Source organism: Prevotella sp. LCP21S3_D2, from assembly GCF_052118345.1.
Lineage (GTDB): Bacteria > Bacteroidota > Bacteroidia > Bacteroidales > Bacteroidaceae > Prevotella.
Genome location: NZ_JBQKHJ010000021.1, coordinates 35,736 through 47,521, shown reverse-complemented (window position 1 = coordinate 47,521; position 11,786 = coordinate 35,736). Strand labels below are relative to the sequence as shown.

11 protein-coding genes are annotated in these 11,786 nt (G+C 48.7%); 5 read left to right on the top strand and 6 right to left on the bottom strand.

Annotated features, from left to right (window positions below):
• Nucleotides 1–300: 300 nt before the first annotated feature.
• From xseB to ACTQ16_RS12430, 3 genes are all read right to left on the bottom strand, one after another.
• Nucleotides 301–495: an exodeoxyribonuclease VII small subunit gene (gene xseB, locus ACTQ16_RS12440; protein WP_089544660.1), complete on the bottom strand. Its 195-nt coding sequence runs from the start codon at nt 493–495 to the stop codon at nt 301–303.
• A gap of 34 nt (nt 496–529) precedes the next feature.
• On the bottom strand, nt 530–1,840 hold the full coding sequence (xseA, locus tag ACTQ16_RS12435) for an exodeoxyribonuclease VII large subunit (protein ID WP_294972287.1): 1,311 nt from the start codon (nt 1,838–1,840) through the stop codon (nt 530–532).
• A 336-nt stretch (nt 1,841–2,176) separates the two neighbouring features.
• The gene (locus ACTQ16_RS12430; RefSeq protein ID WP_441937672.1) at nt 2,177–3,634 is read right to left on the bottom strand and encodes a S8 family peptidase; all 1,458 of its coding nucleotides are present in this window, start codon (nt 3,632–3,634) and stop codon (nt 2,177–2,179) included.
• Between the two features lie 247 nt (nt 3,635–3,881).
• Between ACTQ16_RS12430 and ACTQ16_RS12425 the strand changes: the two genes are divergently transcribed.
• From ACTQ16_RS12425 to ACTQ16_RS12405, 5 genes are all read left to right on the top strand, one after another.
• The gene (locus tag ACTQ16_RS12425) at nt 3,882–5,255 is read left to right on the top strand and encodes an MATE family efflux transporter (RefSeq protein WP_441933149.1); all 1,374 of its coding nucleotides are present in this window, start codon (nt 3,882–3,884) and stop codon (nt 5,253–5,255) included.
• A 26-nt stretch (nt 5,256–5,281) separates the two neighbouring features.
• On the top strand, nt 5,282–5,899 hold the full coding sequence (locus ACTQ16_RS12420) for a cytidylate kinase-like family protein (protein ID WP_295346419.1): 618 nt from the start codon (nt 5,282–5,284) through the stop codon (nt 5,897–5,899).
• A 4-nt stretch (nt 5,900–5,903) separates the two neighbouring features.
• On the top strand, nt 5,904–7,085 hold the full coding sequence (gene purT, locus ACTQ16_RS12415; RefSeq protein ID WP_217761464.1) for a formate-dependent phosphoribosylglycinamide formyltransferase: 1,182 nt from the start codon (nt 5,904–5,906) through the stop codon (nt 7,083–7,085).
• Between the two features lie 76 nt (nt 7,086–7,161).
• Entirely contained in the window at nt 7,162–7,578 is a 417-nt protein-coding gene (locus ACTQ16_RS12410) for a sugar 3,4-ketoisomerase (protein WP_294971634.1), read from the top strand.
• Nucleotides 7,579–7,608: 30 nt separating this feature from the next.
• The gene (locus ACTQ16_RS12405; protein ID WP_295346417.1) at nt 7,609–8,604 is read left to right on the top strand and encodes a GNAT family N-acetyltransferase; all 996 of its coding nucleotides are present in this window, start codon (nt 7,609–7,611) and stop codon (nt 8,602–8,604) included.
• Nucleotides 8,605–8,739: 135 nt separating this feature from the next.
• Here ACTQ16_RS12405 and ACTQ16_RS12400 read toward each other — a convergent pair whose 3' ends face one another.
• The 3 genes from ACTQ16_RS12400 to ACTQ16_RS12390 form a co-directional block, all read right to left on the bottom strand.
• Nucleotides 8,740–9,318, bottom strand: coding sequence for a LutC/YkgG family protein (locus ACTQ16_RS12400; RefSeq protein WP_264950661.1), 579 nt, complete (start codon nt 9,316–9,318; stop codon nt 8,740–8,742).
• Nucleotides 9,319–9,395: 77 nt separating this feature from the next.
• Nucleotides 9,396–10,769 (bottom strand): lactate utilization protein B, encoded by a 1,374-nt coding sequence (locus ACTQ16_RS12395; RefSeq protein ID WP_441937670.1) that lies wholly within the window; start codon nt 10,767–10,769, stop codon nt 9,396–9,398.
• Entirely contained in the window at nt 10,766–11,503 is a 738-nt protein-coding gene (locus tag ACTQ16_RS12390) for a (Fe-S)-binding protein (protein WP_441192463.1), read from the bottom strand. The genes ACTQ16_RS12395 and ACTQ16_RS12390 overlap by 4 nt, the downstream gene beginning before the upstream one ends.
• Nucleotides 11,504–11,786: the final 283 nt, after the last annotated feature.

Sequence of the window (11,786 nt, the reverse complement as noted above, 5' to 3'; positions counted from 1 at the left end):
ATTAATCTGCAACTATTTTGCAATCTTTTTAGTGAAAACGTTATCATTTTATTCATTTCTGCCATATTAAGGCATAATTTTACCAAATTTATGGGCTATTTTATTCTTGCGCCGGTCCTTTTAGCGGATTACAAATCCGCAATAGTTACCTGTACGGCGGCGGATTACAAATCCGCCGAAACAAGCGGGGGCTTCAATCCTCCGTAGGCGTTCCTGCGGATTTGAAATCCGCAGACAAAAAAAAGGTTCGACCTATTTCTTTGCGGATTTGAAATCCGCCGAAACTGGTGAGAGGGGAAATCAATCTTCGCTAAGGAGCTTCTTGATTTCCTCATCGGTCTTGGTGAGTTTGTCCTTGCAGAGTTTCACCAGGGTCTTGGCACGCTTCAACTGCTCGGAGAGCTGGTCGATATCGAGCTCATCATTCTCCATTCTTTCTACAATCTGCTCAAGCTCTCTTACGGCTTGCTCATATTTCATTTCTTCTTTTGCCATAATTTAATTTTGTTTGGAGTTAACAGGTTAACAGTTAACAGTGGATATTTTGCACTTCCGACTTCACATTGCCCTCGGCGAACCTCGTTTCAATGATATCGCCACTCTTCAGTTCTGAGGCAGAACGGATGCTCTTGCCATCTTTCAGCGTGATGCTGTAGCCACGTTTCAGCAACAACTCGGGGTCCTGCGCCTGAATGCGCTGAGAGAGGAGCTGCAGACGATGACTCTCGTTGAGCATTTTTCTTTCCAATACCGGCTGGATGTTCTGCGAGAGAATCTCCAACTTGCGCTGGGCATTCGATACTTTCGACTGGACATTCGAACTGAGACGACTCATCAGACGGTCGAGATAAGCCCCCTGCCGCGTCTTTACCAGCGAGAACTGAACCGGAATGGTGTTGCTCAACCTTTCAAGTCTCATCTTCTCCACCTGCAGCCGGTGCTTCACGTTCTGCACGATAGCCTCCTGCGCATTCATCACCCGGGCATAGACCTCGGTAAGATGATTGATGAGGAAGGCAGCGGCAGCCGTAGGCGTCTTCACACGCTGGAAGGAAATCATATCAAGCACACTCTCATCCCTCTCATGTCCAATTCCCGTGATGATAGGCAGCGGGAAATTCGCCACATTCTCGGCAAGCGCCAGAGTATCGAAACCGGAAAGGTCGCTGGTGGCTCCTCCACCTCGGATGATGACCACGCAATCGAACTCCTCCCATTCGGCATTGATGCAGTCCAGGGCTGCGATGACACTCTGCTCCACACCTTCGCCCTGCATCGTGGCAGGAAAGAGACGGGTGGTGAACTGCAAGCCATAGTCGTTATCGGCAAGCTGATTGCAGAAATCGCCATATCCGGCAGCCGTGGCACTCGAAATGACGGCGATGCGCTGGCAGAACATCGGGAGCACCAGCTCCTTCTGGAGTTCGAAAACGCCCTCAGCCTTCAGCGTATTGATGATTTCCAACCGCTTGCGCGCCATATCTCCCATCGTATAGTTGGGGTCGATGTCGTCTACAATCCATGAGAAGCCGTAGTTCTCATGAAACTGGGCATGAACCTTGAGCAGCACCTTCATGCCAGCATGGATGCGCTGTCCGGTGATCCGTTCGAAGTTCGGCTTGATGAGCATCCATCGGTTTCGCCAGCAGGCGGCGTGCGCCTTGGCTATCGGCGTATTGGAGCGCTCGTCCTTTTCGATGAGCTCCAGATAGCAGTGCCCACCATAGCCCTCGCGAGCCTCAGAGAGTTCCGCTTCCACCCAATAGCTGTCGGGCAAGGACATCGAAATGATTTCGCTGACTATCGAGTTTAATTCATAGAGAGACAATCTTTGCTTCATACTCTTATATTTTTGGCACTGAATTATTTTTTGGGGCACGGGATTTTTTTAGGCACGGGATTTTTTTTAGGCACGGGATTTTTTTTTAGGCACGGGATTTTTTTTTAGGCACGGGATTTTTTTAGGCACGGGATTTTTTTAGGCACGGGATTTTTTTTAGGCACGGATTACACGGATTACACGGATTTTTTATCAGAGAACAAGGGCGCGAGCCTCCGTGTAATCCGTGTAATCCGTGCCTTATTCTGTTCTCCGTGCTTTATTTTTTCTCCGTGCCTTATTCTTTCTTCTCAGTGCCTTATTCTTTCTTCTCAGTGCCTTATTTTTTCTCCGTGCCTACTTAATCGCTTTCCCCGTTTGATAAGCTTTCCAGAAATCAGGAACACCGTAGCCGAAGACATTATCGGGGTGCTGCTGGTTGTTGCCAGCCAATCTCACGAGCTTGATAATCTGCTTGGCAGTCTTGTGGGGGAGCGCCTGCCAGAGACAGGCCACCATGCCCGCAATCAGCGGAGAGGAGAACGAAGTACCGTTATCATTGATGATGCTTCCCCTGCCCGTAATCACCGCAGTAGGACTACCATACGCCATCACATCAGGCTTGATTCTTCCGTCAGCCGTAGGTCCTACGGCACTGAAAGCCGCATTCATCCCCATTTCGTTGATGCTTCCTACGGTAAGAATATCCTTTGCATCGGCAGGGAAATTAATCTTCTTCCAACTGCCCATACCGTCGTTTCCGGCAGAGTTGACGCAGACGATTCCCTTATCGGCACACATTGAAGCCGAACGCGAGATAAGGGCAGTATTTCCATCCTGCTCATAATAATGATGATTCATCTTCGTATCATCAAAACCATGATAACCCAGGGAGGAATTGATAATATCCACACCGCAGCTGTCAGCATATTCCGCAGCCTCAGCCCAGTAATCCTCCTCGGCAAGACTCTCCGTGCGCTCGTCCTCGCAACGCACCAGCAGATACTGCGCATCCGGAGCCACACCGATATAAACTTCAGGCAGATTGGCAGCCATCGTAGAGAGGACCATCGTTCCATGCTCCATCTCAGCGAAGACATTCTTGGATTCAGGCACCACGAAATCACGGATGCCTGCCAGATGAATGCCATGAAGCGCCGGAATCTTATCCACATTCATGAATCCACCGTCAAAGACAGCTATCATCAAGCCCTTGCCCCGATAGGCATTGGCATGGAGTTTCTCGCCATTCAGGGCTTTCAGCTGATCCTTAGCCGCACCGTATTCGCCGGAAGCATCGCTCGTCCAGTCGTTATTTCCCTTTCTAACAGAAGAACGCACACGCTGGGTAACGGAATCGGGCGCCTCAAAGACCTTCCGGGTCTGGGTGATGAAATCCAATCCCTCCAGTTTCCGCAGTTCCTTCTCCTTGTGGATGCGGACCAGCAGAGTATTGTTCCACTTGCTCTTGCCCACAATCTCAATGCCCGCATCGCTTACGGCCTTGAGATAGGCAGGAGCTACGGGCAGGTCGGTCACGTCGACGGGAAGCCCCTGACGCTTGCGGCGCTCTATGGAACGGGAAGAGAGAAACTCCTCCGGACGCTCTACGGAATAAGGCGTATTCATCAGATCCTTATCCTTGAGATAGAGACGATACATCATGCACTTGCCACCAGGGAAAGACACCATATCAGTCTCCGTGATGCGAGGCAACCGCATCATCTGCTCAAAATTTGTAACCCTGTCATCATGAGCCAGCAATGAAAGGGTGGTCATTAAGAATGCATATAGCATTAAATATTTTTTCATCATTATAGGTCAATCCGGCTTGATTCGCCGGCTGTCATTGTTTATTGTTATTGTTTATTCTAAAGTGCAAAAGTACAGAATTTGTACGAAAACTCCAAAAGAAAAGGGAAGTTTTTATCAGTAAATGCAAGTTTTTCTTATATGTATAATAAGGTATCAGATATTTTTTGTACTTTTGCAGACAAGTAGTCGACGCTGCTGCTTTCTGAAAGCAGCAGGCGATGGGCTATGAGGCAAAAAACAGATATAAATGGAAAATAAACAAGCGACATTAGAATTAGGTACCAAGCCTGTGGGCAAGCTGCTGGTTCAATACGCCTTGCCTGCTATGATTGCCATGACAGCCTCTTCGCTCTACAACATCGTAGACCGAGTATTCATCGGTCAGGGTGTGGGAGCCATGGCCATCTCAGGACTTGCCATCACCTTCCCCTTCATGAACCTCACCGCTGCCTTCGGAGCCGGTGTGGGCGTAGGAGCGTCTACAGCCATCAGCGTGAAGTTGGGACAAAAGGATTATACCACGGCGCAAAACATTCTGGGTAACACGATTTCACTGAATCTCATCATCGGTATCGGACTGAGCATCATCTGTCTGCTCTTCCTCGACCCTATCCTGAGATTCTTCGGAGCCAGCGACCAGACACTCGTCTATGCCCACGAGTACATGGTCATCATCCTGCTGGGCAATGTGGTGAGCCACATGTATTTCGGCATGAACGCCCTGCTCAGGGCGGCGAGCAAGCCCAAGCAGGCAATGTACGCCACCATCTTCACGGTGGTGATGAACGTGATACTGGATGCCCTCTTCATCCTCGTGTTCAAATGGGGAATACAGGGCGCCGCCATCGCCACCATCCTATCGCAGCTGATGGCTATGATGTGGCAGTTCAAGCTCTTCAGCAACAAGAATGAGCTGCTCCACTTCAAGAAAGGCATCTACAAACTGAAGAGAAAACTCGTGGATAATATACTTGCCATCGGCATTTCGCCCTTCCTGATGAACGTATGCGCCTGCATCATCGTTATCTTCATCAACAACCAGCTGGTAAGATTCGGAGGCGACCTCTCTGTGGGTGCCTACGGAATAGCCAACGGTATTGCGATGGTGTTCGTGATGTTTGTGTTCGGCGTTAACCAGGGAATGCAGCCTATTGCAGGCTACAACTATGGAGCCCAGAAACTGGACCGACTGATGCGCGTACTGAACCTGAGCATCATTGCCGCCACCGCCATCATGGTGGTAGGATGGCTGATAGCGATGTTCCTGCCTTACTACTGCGCAAGAATGTTCACGACCGATAAGCAGCTGATAGACCTGGGCATCAAGGCAATCAGAGTGGTGATGTTCTGCTTCCCGGTCATCGGTTTCCAGATGGTTATCACCAACTTCTTCCAGTGCATCGGAAAGGTGAAGATAAGCATCTTCCTCTCGCTCTCGAGACAGTTGCTCATTCTCCTGCCGCTCCTGGCTTTCCTGCCGATGATATGGGATATTGACGGTGTATGGTACAGTATGCCTATCTCCGACTTCTCGGCCGCAGTCATCGCTGCCATCGTGATGGTGTGGTACATGAACAAGTTGAAAAGACAACATAGAGAAAACATGAAAGTTAACAGTTAACAGTTAACAGCTAAAATTTTATACTTATGACCAAGATTATCATAAACGTGGGTCGCCAGATAGGTAGTGGCGGCCATATCATCGCCGAGAAGCTGGCGGAAGAATTCGGTTGCAAATGCTACGACCGTGAGCTGCTGAACCTGGCAGCCAAGGAGAGCGGATTCTCCGAGAAATTCTTCGAGCAGAACGATGAGCAGAAGGGATTCTTCAAGTCTCTCTTCCATACTCATCTGCCATTCCTTAGCGATAACAACTTTTATCATAACGACTTCTCACAGGAAGGCTTATATAAATTCCAGAGCGACGCCATCAAGAAGGCTGCCGATCAGGGCAACTGCGTTTTCGTGGGCAGAACCGCCGATTATGTGCTCCGTGACTACAAGAATGTAATCAACATCTTCATCACAGCCAATATCAACGACCGCATCAAGGCAGTCTGCAAGCGAAAGGACATCGACAGAGCTTCCGCTCGCAAGTTTATCGAAAGCCACGAGGAGCAGCGCGCCTCTTACTACGATTACTATACAGGTAAGAAGTGGGGCCACAGCGAAAGCTACGACCTCTGCATCAACAGCAGCCATCTGGGAATCGAAGAGACAGCCAAGTTTATCGCAGAATTCATCAGAAAGAAATTTAACTTATAATATAATGAAGAAGATTATGCTTTTGGGCTCAGGCGAACTGGGCAAAGAGTTTACCATCGCCGCAAAGCGAGCAGGACAGTACGTCATCGCTTGCGACAAGTATGACAATGCACCAGCCATGCAGGTAGCCGACGAGCGAGAAGTGTTCTCAATGCTCGATGGCGACGCATTGACCGCAGTGGTAGAGAAACATCACCCAGACATCATCGTGCCTGAGATTGAAGCTATCCGCACCGAGCGACTCTTCGACTTCGAGAAGGAGGGCATTCAGATTGTACCTTCTGCCCGTGCCGTGAACTACACCATGAACCGCCGTGCCATCCGCGACCTGGCTGCCAAGGAACTGGGTCTGCGCACAGCCAAGTATTTCTACGCAAAGACCTTCGAGGAGTTCAAGAACGCAGCCGACGAAATCGGCTTCCCATGCGTAGTGAAGCCTCTGATGAGTTCAAGCGGTCATGGACAGAGCTATGTTCACAACGACGATGAGCTGAAGGAGGCTTACAAGGAGGCAATGGAAGAAGGTCGCGGTGACGTGAAGGAAGTTATCATCGAGGAATTCATCGACTTCGATTCAGAGTTCACCCTCCTCACCATCACCCAGAAGAATGGTCCTACCCTCTTCTGCCCACCTATCGGCCATGTACAGAAAGGCGGTGACTACCGAGAGAGCTGGCAGCCATTCCAGATTCCTGAGGAGGCGTTGAAGAAGGCTGAGCACATCGCAGGCGAAGTGACCAAGGCTTTGACCGGTGCCGGCCTCTGGGGCGTAGAGTTCTTCCTGAGCAAGCAGGGAGAGGTTATCTTCTCTGAGCTGAGTCCTCGTCCACACGATACAGGTATGGTTACTCTCGGTCACACTACCAACCTGAGCGAGTTTGAGCTCCACTTCCGTGCCGTGATGGGCTTGCCTATCGCCGGAATCCACCTGGAGCACGTAGGCTGTTCTGCCGTCATCCTCTCACCGGAAGAGAGCACAGAGCCATTGAACTACAACATGCTCGATGCCCTGAAGGAAGACCACACCCGCATCCGCATCTTCGGTAAGCCAGAGGCTCACGTGGGTCGCCGCATGGGTGTCGTTCTCTGCTACGGCGAGAAGGGCGATGACCTCAACCAGCTCCGCGACAAGGCAAAGCGCCTGGCAAAGACCGTATTGGGTACCGACCCATATATGAAGAAATAAACAATACATATAATATATAATAGGTACAGGAAATGGGAAAACTTCTGTTTTCTGTATCTATTATTTCCTTAGACGAATGAAAGAAATCGGAAAAATCATCGATCTACCCCTGGAAACAACTTCTACCGGTGAATTCGTATCTATTGACGACAAGAAGCAGCAGATTCCCTTCCGGGTGAAACGGGCCTACTGGATATATGGAGTGCCTCAGGGAGAAAACCGGGGTGGACATGCTCACAAGCAGCTCCGACAGGTAATCATTGCTGCCAAAGGCTCCTTTACGGTCAATCTGGACGATGGACACGAGAAGAAGCAATACCATCTGACCCGTCCCGACCAAGGCTTGTTTCTTGATACGGAAATCTGGCGTACCCTCGACAACTTCTCGCCAGGAGCTGTCTGCCTTGTACTCGCCTCAGAGCCTTACGATGCCGATGATTATCTATATGAATATGAAGAGTTCCTGGATTACATCTCTTCCCGAAAGAGATAATCCGAGAATCCTATTTAATCCACTACAGGAATGATAACTGTCAAAAGATACACCCCAGAAAACCATCAGACTTGGAATGAATTCGTAAAGCAATCCCGACAGGGAACCTTCCTGTTTGATAGAAACTATATGGATTATCATCAGGACCGATTTCACGACCATTCCCTGATGATTTATTATAAGGACAAGCTCTATGCCCTGCTGCCAGCCAACGAGGTGGTTTCTGCTTCCGGCAATAAGGTGGGTTCTGATTCTGACATTGAGATTTCTCTAAAAGAACTGGTTTCCCATCAGGGACTTACGTATGGCGGTCTGCTCACCTGCAACAAGATGACAGCAGCGCTTACCTGCGAAACCTTCGAAGCCATCGGAAACTATCTGAAGCAGGAAGGCTTTTCGAAACTCACCTATAAGGCAATCCCTTGGATTTATCACAAGATTCCATCCGAGGAAGATCTCTATGCCCTTATCCACACAGGCAAGGCTAGCCTCAGCACCAGGGAAATATCCACCACCATTCCGCTGCAGAACAAGCTCAGATTCTCTGAACAGAGAAGAAGAGGAATCAGAAAGGCAAAGAGAAACCAGCTCATCATCAGACAAAGTACCCCCGAAGATGTACTTGCCTTCTGGAACATCCTCAACAACAATCTGCAGCAGAAATATCATACCCGTCCCGTACACAGCAACGAGGAACTGCAGCTTCTGATGAGCCGTTTTCCGGAAAACATCATCGGCTATTCTGTTCTCAAGGACGAGGAAGTCATTGCAGGAACCATCCTCTTCATCACTCCACAAGTAATACACACCCAATACATCGGAGCTTCAGAAAAGGGGAAGGAAGAGGGAGCCCTGGACCTGCTCTTCGATTACGTCATCAACCAGAAGAAATGGAACGCCCCATTCATCGACTTCGGTAAATCGACCGAAGACAGAGGAAACTACCTCAATGCCAACCTCATCCACCAGAAGGAAGGTTTCGGAGGAAGAGGAGTGGTTTATGATACGTATGAATGGAGATTATAAGAAAATATAAATCCCGAAATTCCACATCAGGAACTTCGGGATTTGTCTATAGAGTTAACAGGTTAACAGTTAACACCTGTTTTTTGCATACTTACCTACTATTATACTTTATTTATAAATGCAGCATTCTGCCTCTTACAAGAGTATAACTGTCACACCACGAGCAGCCTGCGCACCCATAACCAATGCCTGCTCAATATCGGCAGTCTTGGAAGGGCCACTGATGAAAGTACCGAAATTATACTTCGGATCCATCTCAATACGGGCATAAGCCTCATGCATATTGTTCACAATCTTGGATTTTTCGAGGAAAATCACAAGATATTCCGAGATGAAAAGCACCGCTTTCTCCTTCATGGTCTGAGGAATCCAGACGCAACCGTTCTCAGCCACGCCCACTTCACCACGAACAATACCCACATCGGTACCATTCAGGTCGTTGGCCTCAGCCACGGTATCAGGATTCTTCTGCGCGATGGTAATCTCAGGCAGATGAGAAGCAAAGACCTTGGCTTCCGGATAAGCCTTCTTCACCAGCTCATCCAGGCTCTCGCCTTCCTTCGCCTCTATCACGTGTCCACCCACAGACTCAGTCATCTCAATAAACTGCTTCAAGGTATCCTCATATTGGATTCCCTTGACATCTACGGCAGGCATATCGAATTGAACGTGCGTATTCTTACGCAACTTGTTCAGGAAATCTTCTTTATTCATTGAAATTTGAACTTTGAACTTTATAATCAGTAAAGCCGTTGAATTCTTCACTCTTCGTTCTTCACTCTTCACTTAAATCACTTCACCTTTCCTTCTTTCCAAAGCTGATGGAAACTCTTCTTTGCAAACTCAGGCATGGCGTGACCGATACCCCAGGCATTCCAGTGGCTGAAGTGCGTGCAGCACTCTGGAACCAGATTGACAAGCGGAGCAAACTTCAGGGCGGTAGTGTAGAGCGCAGGACGATCGAAGAGATATTTCATACCATTCGACATCGCCTTCTTCACAGAATCTGCCTTGCCCAACTTGTCCAGGCTCTGGCGCCAAGCGTAAATCTGAGAACCAGGGCCCACCTTGGAAGGACATACATTGTCGCAAGACAAGCACAAGGTACATGCCGATACGTTATCGCTGTACTTCTGCGGATTCTTCAGCATACCCAGGTTCACACCGATAGGACCCGGAATGAAATAGGTGTAACTGTAACCGCCCGAACGGCGATAAACCGGACAGGTGTTCATGCAGGCTCCGCAGCGCATGCACTTCAAGGTCTGCCAGTGGTCCTTGTCGGCGAGAATATCGCTTCTGCCATTATCCACCAGAACCACATGCATCTCAGCAACCGGACGAGCCTGACGGAAATGAGAAGTATAGGTAGTGGTAGGCTGACCGGTTCCACAGCGGCAGAGCAGGCGCTGGAATACAGCCAGTGACTTATAGTCAGGAACCAGCTTCTCGATACCCATCGCTACGATATGGAGCTTAGGCATGGAAGTGGTCATATCGGCATTACCCTCGTTGGTGCAGACCACACAATCGCCGGTAGCAGCCACACCGAAGTTACAGCCGGTCATACCTGCTCCAGCTTCCATAAACTGGTCTCGGAGATGATGACGGGCACAGCGGGTCAGGTAAGTAGGATCGTAGTTTCCGATTTCCTTGGAGATTCCCTTCTCCTCGAACATCTTTCCCACTTCCTCACGCTTCAGGTGGATGGCAGGCATCACGATATGGCTAGGCTTCTGACCCAGAAGCTGGATGATACGCTCACCCAGGTCGGTCTCCACCACGTCAATGCCGTGCTGCTCCAGATAAGGATTCATCTCGCACTCCTCGGTGAGCATCGACTTCGACTTCACCATCTTCTTCACGTTATGATCCTTCAGGATACCGAGCACAATCTCGTTGAACTCCTGTGCATCCTTTGCCCAGTGCACCTTCACCCCACGGCTCTCCAGGTTCTTGGAAAACATATCGAGGTAATCGGCAAGATGGGTGATGGTGTGCATCTTGATTTCAGACGCATGCTCGCGGAGGTCTTCCCACTCAGGAAGTTCCTGCGCCATCTTATCTCTCTTCTGACGAACAGACCAGAAGGTAGCATCGTGCCAGGTGGTCTTCTCTACGTTCTGCGTAAACTTCGCAGCTCTTTTGGAATGTTCTGTACTCATAGTCCTGCAGCTAAAATTTGAACAACATGGATAAACTTGATCGGCATATTCTCCTTCTTGGCAATACCAGCCATATGCATCAGGCAGGAAGAATCCGGTCCGGTAACATATTCGGCACCCGTAGCCATGTGACGCTTGATCTTGTCCTCGCCCATACGGGTAGAAACGGCAGGCTCCTCGATAGAGAACATACCACCGAATCCGCAGCACTCATCCTTGCGCTCCGGTTCGTGGATGGTAATACCTTCCACCATATTCAACAGGTCGATAATCTTATTGAATGGCTTGATGTGTCGCTCAGAAGGAGACGACAATCCAAGCTCGCGCACACCATGGCAACTGTTGTGCACACTGACCTCATGCGGGAATTTGCCAGGCACATGATCAACCTTCAGCACATCGTGAAGGAACTCCACAACGTCCATAATCTTTTTAGAGGAAACACACTCGTGCTTACCCTCAAGAATCTTAGGGTAATACACCTTCACGTAAGCAGCACATGATGCAGAAGGAGCTACGATGTAATCGTAATCCTTGAACAGCTCATCAAATGTCTCTATGACCTTCTCCGACTTGTACTGAAAACCGGCATTAGCCATTGGCTGGCCGCAGCAAGTCTGTTTTTCGGGATAACCCACGTCTAGTCCGTAATGCTTAAGCAACTTGTATGTAGCCACACCCGCTTCAGGGTAAAGGGCATCCACATAACAAGGGACGAATAATCCGACTTTCATTGTTGTATATTTATCTTGTTTGCTATTTTTTATTCTTTTTCTACATGACCAAAAGTCGCTGCAAAAGTAACAAAATAATTGCAAAAATACGACATTCTAGAGAAGAAATAATAATAATTGATGTTATTTAACTGTAAAGATTTGCAGAAAATTTGGAATAATCAAATAAATAGCGTAACTTTGCAACTCGAAATAGTGTGTCTACCATTTGTGAACTAACGCAAATACAGTTTAGTTGTTAAAAACATAAATAATAAGACATATAAAGAACAAACTTATAGTT